Annotated in this window: 13 protein-coding genes; 7 read left to right on the forward strand and 6 right to left on the reverse strand. The window is 66.8% G+C overall.

The features are described 5' to 3' along the window. Positions 1-24: 24 nt before the first annotated feature. Together WAW17_RS21325 and WAW17_RS21330 are read left to right on the forward strand one after the other, a co-directional pair. Positions 25-954, forward strand: a complete 930-nt coding sequence (locus WAW17_RS21325) for an ATP-binding cassette domain-containing protein (RefSeq protein WP_422334904.1) — start codon at positions 25-27, stop codon at positions 952-954. Then, positions 951-2,543, forward strand: coding sequence for an ABC transporter permease (locus WAW17_RS21330; protein WP_422334918.1), 1,593 nt, complete (start codon positions 951-953; stop codon positions 2,541-2,543). Before WAW17_RS21325 ends, WAW17_RS21330 begins: the two co-directional genes overlap by 4 nt. A gap of 3 nt (positions 2,544-2,546) precedes the next feature. Here WAW17_RS21330 and glgP read toward each other — a convergent pair whose 3' ends face one another. Next, positions 2,547-5,135: an alpha-glucan family phosphorylase gene (gene glgP, locus WAW17_RS21335; RefSeq protein ID WP_422334905.1), complete on the reverse strand. Its 2,589-nt coding sequence runs from the start codon at positions 5,133-5,135 to the stop codon at positions 2,547-2,549. A gap of 159 nt (positions 5,136-5,294) precedes the next feature. On the opposite strand from glgP, the gene WAW17_RS21340 reads away from it, so the two are divergent. The 3 genes from WAW17_RS21340 to WAW17_RS21350 are packed head-to-tail and all read left to right on the forward strand — an operon-like array spanning position 5,295 to position 10,996. Then, positions 5,295-7,313, forward strand: coding sequence for a maltotransferase domain-containing protein (locus tag WAW17_RS21340; RefSeq protein ID WP_422334906.1), 2,019 nt, complete (start codon positions 5,295-5,297; stop codon positions 7,311-7,313). Continuing rightward, positions 7,313-9,514: a 1,4-alpha-glucan branching protein GlgB gene (gene glgB / locus WAW17_RS21345; protein ID WP_422334907.1), complete on the forward strand. Its 2,202-nt coding sequence runs from the start codon at positions 7,313-7,315 to the stop codon at positions 9,512-9,514. The genes WAW17_RS21340 and glgB overlap by 1 nt, the downstream gene beginning before the upstream one ends. A gap of 60 nt (positions 9,515-9,574) precedes the next feature. Next, entirely contained in the window at positions 9,575-10,996 is a 1,422-nt protein-coding gene (locus WAW17_RS21350) for a neutral zinc metallopeptidase (protein ID WP_422334908.1), read from the forward strand. A 5-nt stretch (positions 10,997-11,001) separates the two neighbouring features. Here WAW17_RS21350 and WAW17_RS21355 read toward each other — a convergent pair whose 3' ends face one another. The 3 genes from WAW17_RS21355 to WAW17_RS21365 form a co-directional block, all read right to left on the reverse strand. Next, positions 11,002-11,913, reverse strand: coding sequence for a tetratricopeptide repeat protein (locus WAW17_RS21355; protein WP_422334909.1), 912 nt, complete (start codon positions 11,911-11,913; stop codon positions 11,002-11,004). Positions 11,914-12,033: 120 nt separating this feature from the next. Further along, on the reverse strand, positions 12,034-12,408 hold the full coding sequence (locus WAW17_RS21360; RefSeq protein WP_422334910.1) for a DUF3817 domain-containing protein: 375 nt from the start codon (positions 12,406-12,408) through the stop codon (positions 12,034-12,036). Positions 12,409-12,476: 68 nt separating this feature from the next. Then, on the reverse strand, positions 12,477-13,670 hold the full coding sequence (locus tag WAW17_RS21365; RefSeq protein ID WP_422334911.1) for an acetyl-CoA C-acetyltransferase: 1,194 nt from the start codon (positions 13,668-13,670) through the stop codon (positions 12,477-12,479). A gap of 105 nt (positions 13,671-13,775) precedes the next feature. Here WAW17_RS21365 and mce point away from each other — a divergent pair, with 105 nt between their 5' ends. Then, positions 13,776-14,249, forward strand: coding sequence for a methylmalonyl-CoA epimerase (gene mce / locus WAW17_RS21370; protein ID WP_422334912.1), 474 nt, complete (start codon positions 13,776-13,778; stop codon positions 14,247-14,249). 62 nt (positions 14,250-14,311) lie between these two features. After that, positions 14,312-15,397, forward strand: coding sequence for a hypothetical protein (locus WAW17_RS21375; protein ID WP_422334913.1), 1,086 nt, complete (start codon positions 14,312-14,314; stop codon positions 15,395-15,397). Here WAW17_RS21375 and WAW17_RS21380 read toward each other — a convergent pair. After that, complete coding sequence (locus WAW17_RS21380) at positions 15,394-15,720, reverse strand: ATP/GTP-binding protein (protein ID WP_422334914.1); 327 nt, start codon at positions 15,718-15,720, stop codon at positions 15,394-15,396. The genes WAW17_RS21375 and WAW17_RS21380 overlap by 4 nt on opposite strands. Positions 15,721-15,736: 16 nt before the next feature. Continuing rightward, a partial coding sequence (nucS, locus tag WAW17_RS21385; RefSeq protein WP_422334915.1) for an endonuclease NucS occupies positions 15,737-16,276 on the reverse strand: 540 nt, incomplete at its 5' end.

Consider the following 16,276-nt stretch of genomic DNA (forward strand, 5'->3'; position numbering starts at 1 on the left):
CGGACCGCACCCTATGCTCGACCGATGCACCTTGCCATCTCAGCTCGCGGACTGACCAAGAAATTCGGTGACGTCCACGCCGTCGACGGCCTCGATCTGGAGGTGAAGGCGGGTGAGGTCCACGGAATACTCGGACCCCATGGTTCCGGTAAGACCACAACCCTCCGGATACTGCTCGGCATGCTCCGCGCCGACGGTGGCACGGCGTCCGTCCTCGGCACCGACCCGTGGCGGAGTCCGGCTTCGCTGCGCCGACGTCTCGCGTACGTTCCGGGCGAGGTGAATCTGTGGCCCCACCTCTCGGGCGGCGAGGCGATCGATCTCCTGGGCAGGCTTCGCGGCGGCCTCGATCGTGTCCGTCACGAATTCCTCATCGAGCGTTTCGCACTCGACCCCACCCGCAAAGGAGACACCTATTCACCGGGCGACCGGCAGAAGGTGGCGCTGGTCGCCGCCTTCGCCGCCGACGTCGAATTGCTGATCCTGGACGAACCGATGTCGGGTGCGGATCCTGTGATGGCAGCGGTCTTCCAGGAGTGCCTCAGTGAATTCGCGAGCGAAGGACGCACGGTGCTGCTGTCCAGTCACCTCGTGACCGAAGTCGACGCGCTGTGCCGGGGCGTGACGATCATCCGGAGCGGCAAGACCGTGCAGGCCGGAAACCTCTCGGAACTCAGGCATTTCATGCGCACCACGATCACAGCCACCACCCGCATCCGCCCGAGCCCCATCGCGACCGTTGCAGGAGTACACAACCTGCGACAGGGTGCGGACGCGCACACGGTGACATTCGACGTGGACTCAGATCAGATCGATCCCGTCCTCACCACGCTGACCGGGTTGGGCATCGTGTCGATCACCGCGAATCCGCCGACCCTCGAGGACCTGTTTCTCCGTGAGTACCATGAGGAAATCGATGCACTCGCGATCGGTTCGGGCCGGTGGGCACACTGAGCGGGACGGCAGGCGTGCTGAGCGGGACGGCAGGCGCACTGAGCGGGACGGCGGCGCTCACGGAGTCGGCGGTGCGCGCCGACCGAATCCGGATACCGGTCTGGACGGTTGCGGTCGCAGGCCTGACCGTCCTCGTGTCGTCCGGCTACGGAACCCTCTACCCGACAGCCGAATCGCGCGGGTCACGGGCCGCGATCGCGTCGTCGGCCGCAGGCACCGCGCTGTCGGGACCCGGCTACGGACTGGGCGATTACACCCTCGGTGCGATGGTGGCCAACGAGATCGCCGGCCTGACGATGGTGGGCGCGGCCATCATGTCCGTCCTCCTGGTGACCCGGCATCTGCGTGCCGCCGAGGAGGCCGGACGCGCCGAGTTGATCGCCGGTGTGGCGGGACGGCACGCCGGTATCACCGCCGGTGTGCTCCCGGCGGCACTCGCCAACTTGTTCGTCGCCTTGCTGCTGGTCATCGGCCTGCTGGCGGTGGGGCTTCCCCCGGTGGGATCGCTGAACCTGTCCGCCGGGGTGCTGACGGTCGGCCTGGTGTTCACGGCGTTGTCTGCCTTCATGTCCCAGCTCGCCGACCGTGCCCGGACCGCAAACACATTCGGTGTCCTTGCGGTGACGGCCGCATTTCTGCTGCGCGCGGTGGGAGATGCGGCGCAGCCCGAGAGCGGAAGCTTGCTGAGCTGGGCGAGTCCGATCGGCTGGGCGCAGGCCACGCGCGCCTATGTCGACGAACGCTGGTGGCCACTGATGCTCGGGGTAGCGGCCTCAGCCATCCTGCTGGCGTGCGCGTACACGGCCGCCGGCAGACGCGACCTCGGTGCGGGACTGCTGCCGCCGCGGCGTGGCCGAACCGAGGCGACTGAGCGGCTGACCGGAGTGACCGCGTCGGCGGCCCACCGGCAACGCGACCGGATGCTGGGATGGGCCGCGGGAACGGTCGCGCTGTCACTTCCGCTGGGGTTCTCGGGACATTCCGTCGACGACTTCCACTCCTCGATGTTCCTCACGGTGGCGGCGGCGATGTACGTGCTGGACGCCGTCGTCTCGATTCGCGGCGAGGAGAGGTCGGGCCGCACCGACCTCGTTCTGTCGACACCGACGTCGCGCACACAGTGGCTTGTCGCGCAGGTCGGGGTGATCACGGTGTCAGCAATCGGCATCATGGTGGCATCGGCCATCGGGATGGGCGTCGCGGCTGCACTGACGCAGTCGGACGGAGGCGTTCTCCCCCGTCTGGTGGGCGCGTCCCTGAATTTGTTACCGGCCCTGTTCTGCGTTGTCGGACTGTGCACGTGGATGTACGGTCATGCCCCGCGCGCGCTGCCCGCGATATGGGGATATCTGGCGTACGTGCTGGCCACCGAGATCTTCGGCCGAGTCCTCCCGGACTGGTTCGGTCTGCTGTCCCCATTCCATTTCACGCCTGCTCTGCCTGCAGACGAATTCGAAGCCCTCCCGATCGTGTTCCTGTCGGCCACTGCGCTCGTGCTCACGATGCTGGGCATCGAAGGATTCCGCCGCCGAGACCTCGAGATCTCGAAAGGACCCCCCGCACCCGCCGCTCCGGCAGGATCCGCCTAGTCGTCACGGATTCGGCAGCGTCACCAGACCCAGCTCTGCAGGCTCGACCAGCAGGGGGTGCTTGGGGAGTACGCGCACGGTGTACCCGACCGAGCCGGACAGCGGCAGCGCCGTATCGGCGGCGAACAATTCCCCCGTCTCGTCCGTCCGCTGGTGCGTCATCGGCACGGTCACCACGTCGGTGAGCTGCTCGTCTGCGAAGACTCGCCCGATCACGGCCTCCACGGCAACGTCCGACACGGACAGTTCACCGAGCCGCACCCACGCGCGCAACGACAGGTTCGCCCCGATCTCCGGCGTGTCCGGCAGACCACAGCCGTCGACCTGGAGCACCGTGACGGACGGCCAGGCGGCGAGGACGCGTCGGCGATACTCCGCGAGTTCACGGGCGCCGGCGTAGTTGTCGGCGGTCACCGTCCCGGCCGAGGCTGCGGCAGGTGCGTAGTACTGGACCGCGTAATCTCGCACCATCCGCGAGGCGAGCACTTTGGGCCCCAGATTCTTCAGCGTGTGGCGCACCATCTCGACCCAGTGCACGGGCAGGCCTTCCGCGTCCCGGTCGTAGAACCGCGGGAGAACGGACCGCTCGAGCAGTTCGTACAGGGCGCTGGCCTCGAGGTCGTCGCGCCGCACCTCGTCGACCACGCCGTCGGCGGTGGGGATCGCCCAGCCGTTCTCCCCGTCGAACATCTCGTCCCACCAGCCGTCGCGGATCGAGAGATTGAGGCCGCCGTTCAACGCCGATTTCATGCCGGAGGTGCCACAGGCCTCGAGGGGACGCAGCGGGTTGTTGAGCCACACGTCGCAACCCCAGTACAGGTAACGCGCCATCGACATGTCGTAGTCGGGCAGGAACACGATCCGGTGCCGGACGTCGGCTTCGTCCGCAAAGCGCACGACCTGCTGGATGAGTGCCTTGCCGCCGTCGTCTGCGGGGTGGCTCTTGCCGGCCACCACCAACTGGACAGGGCGCTGCTCGTCGAGAAGTAGTGCCCGCAGCCGGTCGGGGTCCCGCAGCATGAGGGTGAGCCGTTTGTAGGTGGGTACCCGGCGCGCGAACCCGACCGTGAGCGCACCCGGATCGAACACCGCATCGGTCCATCCCAGCTCCGCAGCGGTGGCGCCGCGCTCGATCCACGATGCGCGCACGCGGCGCCGCACCTCGGCAACCAGCTTCGCGCGCAGATCGTTACGGGTAGACCATAATTCCTCTGCGGGCAGCTCCTGCAGCCGTTCCCAGCCGCGCGCCTCCTCGACCATTTCCGGTCCCAGGGTTCGGTTTGCCAGATCCATCCACTCCGGAGCTGCCCAGGTGGGCGCGTGGACCCCGTTCGTCACCGACCCGATCGGGACCTCGTCGACGTCGAAATCGGGCCACAGCGGGCTGAACATCTCACGGCTGACGATGCCGTGCAGCTGGGACACCCCGTTGGCGCGCTGGCCGAGGCGCAGACCCATATGTGCCATGTTGAACACCGCCGGGTCCTGCTCGCCACCCAGACCGAGGATCCTGTCGATCGTCAGCCCGGGCAGCAGGGACGACTCGTTCATCCCGTTGTCACCACCGAAGTAGTGCCGCACGAGGTCGGCGGGGAACCGGTCGATCCCGGCGGGTACCGGTGTGTGGGTCGTGAAGACCGTGCCCGCACGAACCGCGGCCAGGGCGGCGTCGAAATCGAAGCCGTCGGCGGTCACCAACTCGCGGATCCGCTCGATCCCGAGGAACCCTGCGTGCCCCTCGTTCATGTGGAAGACCGTGGGATCGGGCAGTCCCGACGCCCGGGTGTAGGCGCGCACGGCGCGCACACCGCCGATTCCCGCCAGGATCTCCTGCTTGATGCGGTGGTCCTGGTCACCCCCGTACAGCCTGTCGGTGACACCACGCATCTCGGCATCGTTCTCGGCGATGTCGGAGTCGAGGAGGAGCAGCGGCACCCGTCCGATCTGAGCGATCCATACGCGTGCCCGTAGTACCCGGCCACCGGGCATCGCGACGTGCACCAGCACCGGTGCACCGTCGGCCGACTCCGTGAGCAATCGCAACGGCAGCCCCTGCGGGTCGTGCGCCGGATAGTGCTCCACCTGCCATCCGTCCGCGGTCAGCGACTGCCGGAAGTAGCCCGACCGGTACAGCAGACCGACACCGATCAGGGGTAGTCCGAGGTCCGAGGCGGCCTTGAGGTGGTCGCCGGCCAGAATTCCCAGGCCGCCGGAGTAGTTGGGCAGTACTTCACTGACTCCGAACTCCATTGAGAAGTAGGCGATTCCACCGCCGAGTGTGACGCCCTTGTCCACTTGCTTCTGGTACCACCGCGGCCGCGAGAGGTAGTCGTCGAGGTCGGCCGCCGCGGCATCGAGACGCGCGAGGAACGGCGCGTCCTCGGCCAGCTCGTCCAACCGGGCGGGGTCGACCTCACCGAGCATGCGGACGGGATCGAACCGCGCCTGGCGCCACAGATCCCGGTCGAGCATGGCGAACAGCTCCTGCGTCGCGGGATGCCAGGACCAGCGGAGATTGGTGGACAGCGGCCCGAGGGCAGCAAGGCGCTCGGGAAGATGGGCTCGGACAGTGAACCGACGCAAGGCTTTCACCTCGCGAACCATAACGTACAACCGGCTTCGTCGTGGTGTGGTATCCGCGACGGCCCGGTGAACGCCAATACGAACACGAAACCGTTCGCTCCATTACGGTTGAATCGGCGACCGGCCGCAGCGTCGCCGGCAACTTCCGGCTATGGAACGGAGCCCTTTGTGACAGGTCGACTCGGTATCGACGACGTGACACCCGACATCTCGGCAGGACGTTATCCGGCCAAGGCCGTTGTAGGTGAGGTGTTTCCCGTGCGGGCCACGGTATGGCGCGAGGGCCACGATGCCGTGGCTGCCACGCTCGCCGTGCGCGGACCGCGGGGCGCACAGGCCACCGGCTCCGCCACCTTCCGGATTCCGATGACGGCCGGGCCGGTGCCCGACACCGTCGACGGCTACTTCACACCGACGGACGAGGGCATCTGGACCTTCCGCATCGAGGCCTGGGGCGATCCGATCACCACCTGGAAGCACGCGGTGGAGGCAAAGCTGGCTGTCGGACAGGGCGACGTGGAACTGGCGAACGATCTCGAGATCGGTGCGCGACTGTTCGAGCGGGCCGCCAAGAATGTGCGCCGCACCGACCGGTCCCGCCTGATCGCCGTCGCTGCCTCGCTGCGTTCGGACCGGCAGTTGCCGGCGCGGGTGGCTCCGGCATTCGGCTCCGACGTCACCGAGTTGCTGCGCGCACACCCACTGCGTGAACTGGTGACCCGGAGTGAAGCGCACCAGGTCCTGGTCGATCGCCGCCGCGCCCTGTTCGGGTCCTGGTACGAATTCTTCCCGCGATCGACGGGTGGCCGGGACGAAAACGGGAATCCACGACACGGCACGTTCGCCACGGCCGCGGCCGCCCTTCCCCGCATCGCCGCAATGGGATTCGACGTGGTCTATCTGCCGCCTATCCACCCGGTGGGCTTCATCAACCGGAAGGGCCCCAACAACACTCTCACCCCCGGACCGGACGACGTGGGCTCACCGTGGGCCATCGGCTCGCACGAGGGCGGTCACGACGCGGTGCACCCCCGGCTCGGGACATTGCAGGATTTCAAGTCTTTCGTCTCCGCGGCCCGCAAGCTCGACCTGGAGGTGGCCCTCGACCTCGCCCTGCAGTGTGCACCGGATCATCCCTGGGCGAAGACACACCCGGAATGGTTCACCGTCCTTCCCGACGGAACCATCGCCTACGCCGAGAATCCACCCAAGAAATATCAGGACATCTATCCGGTCAATTTCGACAACGACCGCGAAGGAATCTACGCGGAGGTCCTGCGGGTCGTCCGGCACTGGGTGGCGGCCGGGGTCAAGATCTTCCGGGTCGACAACCCGCACACCAAGCCGCCGGACTTCTGGGAGTGGCTGATCGCGGAGGTGAAGAAGACGGACCCCGACGTGCTGTTCCTCTCGGAGGCGTTCACCCGTCCGGCGCGGTTGTACGGACTGGCCCGGCGCGGGTTCACCCAGTCCTACACCTATTTCACCTGGCGGACCGCCAAGTGGGAGCTCACCGAGTTCGGCAACGAGATCGCGGCCAGGGCCGACGAGGCGCGGCCCAACCTCTTCGTCAACACCCCCGACATCCTGCACGAGAGCCTGCAACACGGCGGTCCGGGTATGTTCGCGATCCGCGCCGCACTGGCCGCCACCCTCGCCCCCACATGGGGCGTGTACTCGGGATACGAACTCTACGAACATGTTCCGCTGCAACTGGGCAGCGAGGAGTACCTCGACTCCGAGAAGTACCAGCTGCGCCCCCGCGACTTCGAGGGCGCGCTGGCGCGCGGCGAATCCCTCGAACCGTGGATCACGGCGCTCAACCGGATCCGGCGCCGCCACCCTGCGCTGCAGCAGTTGCGTAGTCTTCGTTTCCACCACGTCGACAACGACGCGTTGATCGCCTATTCCAAGTTCGACCCGACCACCGGGGACGCCGTTCTCACGGTGATAAACCTCAATCCCTACGCCGCGGAACAGGGAACTGTGTGGCTCGACATGCCCGCCCTCGGCCGCGACTGGCAGGACCATCTGACTGTGCTCGACGAGGTCACCGGCGAGCAGTACCAGTGGGGGCAGGCGAACTTCGTGCGCCTGGAACCGTGGCGCGCGGTGGCCCATATCCTGGCATTACCTTCTATCCCCTATCCGGCCAGGATGACCCTGGCCTACCGAGGAGGTGCATAGTGGCCGTCGAACAACCCCGGACGATCGCACCCGACGACGAAGACCTCGACCTGCTGGCACGCGGTGTGCACCACAACCCGCACTCGGTGCTCGGTGCACATCCGCACCCCGAGGGCACCATCATTCGAGCCCTGCGTCCACACGCGGAGGCGGTGGACGCCGTCATCGGCGGCACCGCCTTTCCCCTGGAGCACATCGCGAACGGTGTATGGGGTGCGCTGGTCCCGTATCGCGAGCTGATCGACTACCGGTTGAGAACGACGTGGCCGGGTGGCAACGTCGTGACCGCCGCCGACGGTTACCGGTTCCTGCCCACCCTCGGCGACCTCGACCTCCACCTGTTCGGCGAGGGTCGCCACGAACGCCTGTGGGAAATCCTCGGCGCACACCTGCGCAGCTACGAAACCCCGGACGGCATCGTCACCGGCACGTCGTTCGCCGTGTGGGCACCCGCCGCACGCGGGGTGGCACTGATCGGCAATCTCGACGGCTGGAACGGCCGAAGCTTCCCGATGCGTGCCCTCGGTTCCACCGGCGTGTGGGAGTTGTTCGTTCCCGGCATAGGACCGGGCGAGCTGTACAAGTTCCGCGTCCACGGGCCGGACGGACAGGCGCGCGACAAGGCCGACCCCATGGCGTTCGCCACCGAGGTCCCGCCGGCAACAGCGTCCCGGGTGTCGGTGAGCACGTACGAGTGGCAGGACGCCGCATGGCTGGCGCAGCGCGCCGAGACGGAGCCGGCACAGTCACCGATGAGCGTGTACGAAGTGCATCTCGGATCGTGGCGCCCGGGGTTGGATTACCGTCAACTCGCCGAACAGCTCGCCGTGTACGTCACCGAGATCGGATTCACGCACATCGAACTCCTGCCGGTCGCGGAGCACCCGTTCGGCGGTTCGTGGGGGTACCAGGTCACCTCCTACTATGCGCCGACCTCGCGGTTCGGTTCACCGGACGACTTCCGCTGGTTCGTCGACCATCTGCACGCCGCCGGGATCGGGGTGATCGTCGACTGGGTGCCCGCGCACTTCCCCAAGGACGAGTGGGCTCTGGCCCGATTCGACGGCACACCGCTGTATGAGCACAGCGACCCGCAGCGCGGTGAGCAGCTCGACTGGGGTACCTACATCTTCGACTTCGGGCGTCGCGAGGTACGCAACTTCCTGGTGGCCAACGCACTGTTCTGGCTCGACGAGTTCCACGTGGACGGACTACGGGTGGATGCCGTCGCGTCGATGCTGTATCTCGACTACTCGCGGCCGGAGGGCGGGTGGACACCCAACATTCACGGCGGGCGCGAGAACCTCGAGGCGGTGGCGTTCCTGCAGGAGATGAACGCCACCGTGCACAAGCATCACCGCGGGGTGGTCACCATTGCCGAGGAATCGACGGCCTGGCCCGGAGTGACCCGGGCGACGAACGTCGGTGGTCTCGGTTTCAGCATGAAGTGGAACATGGGGTGGATGCACGACACACTCGGGTACCTCGCACACGACCCGGTGCACCGCAGCTATCACCATCACGAGATCACCTTCTCCCTGATGTACGCGTGGAGCGAGAACTACCTGCTGCCCATCAGCCACGACGAGGTCGTGCACGGCAAGGGCACGCTGTGGACCCGGATGCCGGGAAACGACTACGTCAAGGCCGCCGGGATCCGTTGCCTTCTGGCGTACATGTGGTCCCATCCCGGCAAGCAGCTGCTGTTCATGGGGCAGGAGTTCGGACAGATCCGCGAGTGGTCGGAGGAACGGGGACTCGACTGGTTCCAGCTCGACCAGGAGCAGCCAGGCGGACTCCACCGCGGCCTGCTCCGCCTGGTCGGCGACCTCAACGCCACGTACCGGAAGCATCCCGCGCTGTGGACACTGGACACCTCGCCGGGTGGGTACTCGTGGATCGACGCCAACGACACCGCAAACAACGTTCTGAGCTTCCTCCGGTACGGCACCGACGGATCGATCGTGGCGTGTCTGTTCAACTTCTCGGGATCACCGCATGCCGACTATCGGGTGGGGTTGCCAGAACCCGGCCGATGGCGTGAAATTCTCAACACCGACGCCGAGATCTACCACGGTTCGGGATGGGGAAACCTCGGTACGGTCACGGCGAAGTCGCAGCCGTGGCACGGGCGTCCCGCCTCCGCCGAGGTGGCGTTGCCCGCCAACGGAGCGATCTGGATGAGTCTGGAGCGTGGATGATGGTGCGGTGTTCATGAAGGTCCGGCCTTGCTAACAAGGCGTCGGCAGTCGGCTGTGGGAGTGGGCGTGCTGGTGCTGACCGCCGCCGTTCTGTCCGGCTGCGCCCGGTCGATCGACGGCACAGCAGCCTCGATCTACGACGACCCCTTCACAGTCGCGGGCCTCGAGGCGACGTCGGGTCCCAGCGGCGCGCGCAAGAACGTGCCTGATGTAGTCCGCCCGGTCACCGGCACCGACAACGGGCCGATCGACACGATGGTCGTGAACGCCGTCGAGGACATCGAGTCCTATTGGGAGATCGAGTTCCCGGAACTGTTCCGAAGCAACTTCGAACCCGTCGCGGAATTGATTTCCTGGGACGCCCGCGCCACCGACGGCCCCAGGTTCTGCGGTGATTCCACCGGGGAGCTCCTCAACGCCGGATATTGCAGCACCGACCACACGATCGGCTGGGATCGCACGATTCTGCTGCCCGAGGTCGTCGAGAAGTTCGGGACCGTCGCGGCTGTGTTCGTGCTCGCGCACGAGTACGGGCACGCGGTGCAGACAAAGGCCGGAATCGCCGACGAGAACATCGGGGGCGGTATCGTCCGCGAGCAGCAGGCCGACTGTTTCGCCGGCGCCTTCATGCGCTACATCGCCGAGGACCGCTCCCCCCACTTCACGCTCAATACCTCGGACGGCCTCAACAAGGTTCTCGCATCCGCAGTCGCGATCGGCGACAGCGATCCCAGCGATCCCGACAACGTGCACGGGTCGGCGTTCGAGCGGGTCACCGCGACCCAGATCGGGTTCACCGACGGACCCGTCGCGTGCACTCGTATCGACGAAAAAGAGATCGACTCGCGCCGGGCCGACCTACCACAACGATTCGCGGACGAGAGCGACGACGGCGAACTTCCTGTCACCGAGGAATCACTGGAAGCGTTCTTCACCTCGTTCCAGCAGATCTTCGATCTGAGCGACCCGCCGATGTTGAGTTTCGACGGCGCCGATCTCGACTGCGCCGATGCCGACGCGACGGAGCCGGTGTCGTACTGCCCGGCCACCAACACCATCGGAGTGAGTGTCGACGCGCTCGCGGAACGCGGCACACCGGGTCGTCCCGGCAGGCAGGAGCTCTTCGAGACCGACTTGACGGGCGACTACAACGCTTATGTGCTGCTGGCCTCGCGATACACACTGGCGCTGCAGCAGGCCAACGGGGACGATCTGCACTCCCCGGAGACCGCGCTGCGGGCTGCCTGCCTGTCCGGCGTGATCACCACCGCACTGAGTCCCGAGAACCCGTCGACGCTGGAGGATGGCAGCGTCTGGCTCTCCCCCGGCGATCTCGACGAAGCGGTGTCAGGCCTGCTCACCGATGGGCTCGCGGCCAGTGACGTCAACGGCGAAACGGTACCGAGCGGGTTTTCCCGGGTGGACGCGTTCCGGACCGGGGTTCTCGGCGGCGAGCAGGCCTGCGAGGGCCGCTACCGCTAGTACAGCTAGTACAGCGCGGCGGCGAGCTTTCGCCGAGCGGTCATGACCACCGGCTCTGCGGGATCGAAGAGTTCGAACAGCTCGAGCAGCCGCGTCCGTACCCGGGTCCTGTCGTCGCCGGCGGTGCGGGCGATCAGTCCGATGAGCCGTGCGAAAGCGGCGTCCGGCGCCTGGGAGTACAGCTCGATGTCGGCGGCCGCGAACTGTGCGTCGACGTTGCCGGGGTCGGAATCGGCCACCGCCACGGAGTCGGGATCCGCAGACTCGACCCGGGCGAGGAATCGCACCTGCCGAATGGCGCCCTGTGCCTCGGTGTTGCCGGGCTCCTCGTCCAGAATCCTCTGGAACGCGGCCTCTGCCCCGGCCAGGTCGCCTTCGTCGAGCGCGGTCTCCGCGGCAACGAACCGGGGATCTTCCACCTCGGGTTGTTCTGCCTCGCCGGCGGCCGCGGGCGGCCCGGAAAGCTTGCCGGCCACCGCCTGCTGAACTGCGGCGAGCCACTGGCGGAGCTGGGGTTCGGGCTGTGCACCCTGAAAATCGGCGAGCGGCTGCCCGGCCGCGATGGCAACCACGGTGGGCACCGACTGGACGCCGAACGCCTGGGCGATGCGCGGGTTCGCGTCGACATCGACCTTCGCGAGCACCCAGGTGCCGCCTGCCTCGACTGCCAGTTTCTCGAGCAGCGGCGAGAGTTGCTTGCACGGCTCACACCAGGTGGCCCAGAGGTCGACGATGACCGGCACCTGCTGGGACCGGATGAGTACTTCCGCTTCGAAGGTTGCCTCGGTGACTTCGACGACGGCGGCCGGACCGGAAGCGGTGGGGGCGGCGGTGCCGTCACCGCCGCCGGGTGCCGACGGGGGTGGCGGTGGCGTCGCACGCTCCTTCAGTGCGGAGAGATCGACTGCCCCGCTCATGGCTGCGGCCACTGCGGAGGAACGCGCTGGGGGACGAGAACCTGGTCGAGTCACAGGAACCAGTTTGTCACGATTTCGTCCAGCACAGGCAACCGGGCCGGACGAATCCGCCGGGGTGCGTCAGCGAGCGTACGAGGGCTCGTTCTTCGTATCCGGAGAGACGGACAGTTCCGCCAGCCGACCGGTCCGGGCCGCCCATACCTCGAACACGATGGTGCCGAACGGCGGGACACTGGCAACCAGAGCCCAGAAGGTGGTCAGCAGGCTCCATCGCAACGCGCGCGCCGTCCACAGCGCGATCAGCACGTACAGGACGAACACGCCACCGTGCAGTGGGCCGAAGATCTTGACGCCGATCTCGTTGCCGTCCGCCGGCAGGTACTTGAAGGCCATTCCGAGGATGAGGCCGAGCCAGGTGAACGCCTCGAGAACTGCGACAAATCGGAAACGCGTGGCCGTGGTGCCGAGATCGAAGAAATTTGCCATGGCAACCATTGTGCACGACCGGCTACGACAGCCTGTAGTGGTGTGAGGTACACCACCACAGGCTGTTCGGGGTCCGGTCAGGCCTTCGGAACGCGGACGATCAGTGCATCGCCCTGCCCACCGCCGCCGCACAGCGCGGCCGCGCCGATACCGCCGCCGCGACGCTGCAGCTCGAGCGCCAGATGCAGCGTGATGCGCGCACCCGACATGCCCAGCGGGTGACCCACCGCGATCGCGCCACCATTGACGTTCACCCGAGCGGGATCGAGGCCGAGTTCACGCGCAGAGGCGATGCCCACGGCGGCGAAGGCCTCGTTGATCTCGACCAGATCAAGTTCCGCCGGAGCGATACCTTCCCGTGCGCAGGCCTTCGCGATCGCCCGCGCCGGCTGCGACTGCAACGTCGAGTCCGGACCCGCCACGACACCGTGCGGTCCGATCTCCGCGAGCCACTCGAGGCCGAGTTCCTCGGCCTTGGCCTTGCTCATCACCACGACGGCCGCCGCACCGTCGGAGATCTGCGACGCGCTTCCGGCGGTCACCGTTCCGTCCTTCGAGAAGGCCGGACGAAGCTTGGCGAGACTCTCCGCCGTCGTGTCGGCGCGGATTCCTTCGTCGGTGGCGAAGACCACCGGCTCACCCCGGCGCTGCGGGATCGACACCGGCACCACCTCGTTGTCGAAGAGACCGTCCTTCCAGGCCCGCGCCGCATTCTGGTGCGAGGCCGCAGCGAAGGCGTCCTGGTCTGCGCGGCTGATCTGCTGATCGGAGTCCTGGTTCCGGGCCTCGGTCAGATCGCCCATCGCCTGGTCGGTGAAGATGTCGTACAAGCCGTCGAAGGCCATGTGGTCACGCAACGTGACATCGCCGAACTTGAAACCTTCGCGAGACTTCTCGAGCATGTGCGGTGCGCGCGACATCGACTCCTGACCACCGGCGACGACCACGTCGAACTCGCCCGCCCGGATCAGCTGATCGGCGAGAGCGATCGCGTCGATACCCGACAGACAGACCTTGTTGATCGTGAGCGCCGGCACATCCATCGGGATCCCGGCAGCCACCGCCGCCTGGCGTGCCGGCATCTGTCCCGCTCCCGCGGTGAGAACCTGACCCATGATCACGTACTCCACCTGCGACGGGGCCACCCCGGACTTCTCCAGGGCCCCCTTGATCGCGATGCCACCCAGATCCGAACCCGACAGGTCCTTCAAAGAACCGAGGAGCCGACCCATCGGGGTCCGGGCTCCGGCAACAATCACAGAACTGGTCACGGTTTTCCTCCGGGTGCGTTACGACGAATTCGGGCGGGCGGGCGCCGGGCGACCGAAGTCCCCTCCCGACGAGAACTACTGAAACGGTAGCGCTACCGTCGTGGTATGACACATCCGTCCCCCATCCAGTCTCTCTCGCCGCTGTCTTCCGACCTGGTGACCGCGATCGACCACGTCGGCATCGCCGTGCCCGACCTCGACGCCGCCATCGCGTGGTACGCCGAGCACCTCGGCATGATCTCGACACACGAGGAGGTCAACGAGGACCAGGGTGTCCGTGAGGCCATGCTCAGCGTCGTCGGCTCGCCCGAGGGCAGTACGGCGCTGCAGTTGCTCGCCCCGCTGAACGAGAACTCGACCATCGCGAAGTTCATCAACCGCTCCGGTCCCGGACTGCAGCAACTCGCGTACCGCGTCACCGACATCGACGCCATCTCTGTGCAACTTCGCGACCGCGGCGTCCGGTTGCTCTACGACGCTCCCCGGCGCGGCACGGCCGATTCGCGCATCAACTTCATCCATCCCAAGGACGCCGGCGGCGTTCTCGTCGAACTCGTCGAGCCCGCGGCGGGGCACTAGCCTCCGAAGCCGGTCACCGGGCACTGAGACAACCTTCATTCCGTCCCGGTAGATTGGCTGGCATGGTAAACGAGCAGGACCGCGGTTCGATTCCCCTTCCCTTCTCCGTCGCGCGCAAGGGGTTCGACCGGGACGAGGTACGCAACTACTTCGAACGTTTCGATGCGGAGCTCTGCGTGACTGCCGCCGACCGCGACGCCGCGGCGGCGCAGGCCCGGGACCTGGCGAAACAGCTCGACGAAGCGCGTGATGAGATCGACGCCCTGCGCAAGGACGTCGATCGCCTTTCGGTGCCACCCACCACAGCGGAAGGCATGAGCGACCGCATCTCGCGCATGCTGCGGCTCGCGTCCGACGAGGCCTCCGAGGTGCGGGCCAAGGCAGAGGCGGATGCCGCCGAGATGATCTCGGTCGCCGAGCAGGAGGGCGCTCAGCTCCGCGGAGAGTACGAGTCGCTCGTCGCCGAACTCGAGGACCGGCGCAAAGCTCTCCAGATCGAGCATGAGCAGACCATGGCGAAAGCCCGCGGCGAGGCCGCGCGCATCGTCGAGGCCGCCCGGTCCGAGCGGGATCGTCTGGCCGCCGAGGCCGAACTCCGACGCACCCAGGTCCTGGAAGACTTCGACCTCGCGATGGCCGAGCGCCGCGAGAAGACGATCACCGCGGTCAACGAGCTCGAGGCGAACAGTAAGGCAGAGGCGGAACGCCGTCTCGCCGACGCCACTCACGAGGCGGAGCGCCGATTGCAGTCGGCCACGGACCGGTCCGAACGCAAGATCGCTCACGCCAAGGAACTCGCGGAAGAACTACGCGTCCTCCGAGGCCGAATCCTCGCGCAGCTCCTCGGCATTCGCGGACAGCTCGACTCCGTGCCGGCAATGCTGGCCTCGGTCAACCGCGAAAGCGAATTGCTGGACGCACAGGCCGACAGCGCAGCCTCGAATTCCGCTCAACGCCCGAACATCAAGAGCGACAACGAGTCTGTGCAGAGTGCTGCGCCCACGCAGGCCGAGACCGGGAACACCGAGTCAGACAAGAATTCCGGCAAGAATTCCGGTGAGCAACACACCCGCGAAGCCGACTCGTCCACGGTGAACGGTATCGACACGCAGTCGCGGGAGCAGCAAGCCGTCAGGACCGGAAGCTAGGACCACCGGCGAGTCAGACCCCGGGTGCTGCGTCCCGACCAGCACCCGGTATGCCAATGCCGACGGTCCTCGGCACCCCCGTAATTCGACGGCCAGGTCACCAAGTGGGCCACACCCGGCCTGATTTCGTGGTCGCAACCAGGGCACCGGTAGAACTTGGTGGCCCGGGCGCCGGGGATGGTCCGCACCACGTACCGCTCGGTCTCATCTCCCGCGGGTCCAGATTCTTCCCGCATCAGCGCACTCCCGAACAGGGGGCCGTCGGAAGTGCCCGACGGCCCCCCTCTGCGGGTGTTCTTTCGCTGTGGTTTACGACGGGGCACGGTCCGATCCTATGCCTCAGAAGAGCCGGAACTCGGTGCTCTCCGTACCGCGAAGTGCCTCGTAGTCGAGTACGAGGCAACGGATTCCCCGGTCGGTGGCCAGAGTCTTGGCCTGTGGCTTGATCTGCTGGGCTGCGAATACCCCGGTCACCGGAGCCAGCAGCGGGTCGCGGTTGAGCAACTCGAGATAGCGGGTCAACTGCTCGACGCCGTCGATGTCTCCCCTGCGCTTGATTTCGACCGCTACGGACGCTCCATCCGCGCTGCGGCACAACAGATCGACGGGGCCGATTGCGGTCATGTATTCCCGGCGAACAAGGGTGTAGCCGGGTCCGAGTGTTTCGACGTGCTCGGCGAGCAACTCCTGCAGGTGTGCTTCGACGCCGTCCTTCACCAGACCCGGATCGACTCCCAGTTCGTGACTCGAGTCGTGTTCGATCTCTTCGATGGCGATCTGCAGTTCTTCGCCGGCCTTGTTGGTCACCACCCACAGGGCGCCACCGTCGTCCGTGGAACCTTCGACGAGCCAGCACGGCGGGCTCATCCAGTTCAACGG

Source organism: Rhodococcus sp. (in: high G+C Gram-positive bacteria) (assembly GCF_049286785.1).
Classification (GTDB): Bacteria; Actinomycetota; Actinomycetes; order Mycobacteriales; family Mycobacteriaceae; genus Rhodococcus_F.

Bases quoted from the DNA above. Each gene is read 5' to 3' on its own strand.
- WAW17_RS21360 (WP_422334910.1), bottom strand. From the start codon at position 12,408: ATGGTTGCCATGGCAAATTTCTTCGATCTCGGCACCACGGCCACGCGT.
- WAW17_RS21355 (WP_422334909.1), bottom strand. From the start codon at position 11,913: ATGAGCGGGGCAGTCGATCTCTCCGCACTGAAGGAGCGTGCGACGCCA.
- WAW17_RS21325 (WP_422334904.1), top strand. From the start codon at position 25: ATGCACCTTGCCATCTCAGCTCGCGGACTGACCAAGAAATTCGGTGAC.
- WAW17_RS21375 (WP_422334913.1), top strand. From the start codon at position 14,312: ATGGTAAACGAGCAGGACCGCGGTTCGATTCCCCTTCCCTTCTCCGTC.
- mce (WP_422334912.1), top strand. From the start codon at position 13,776: ATGACACATCCGTCCCCCATCCAGTCTCTCTCGCCGCTGTCTTCCGAC.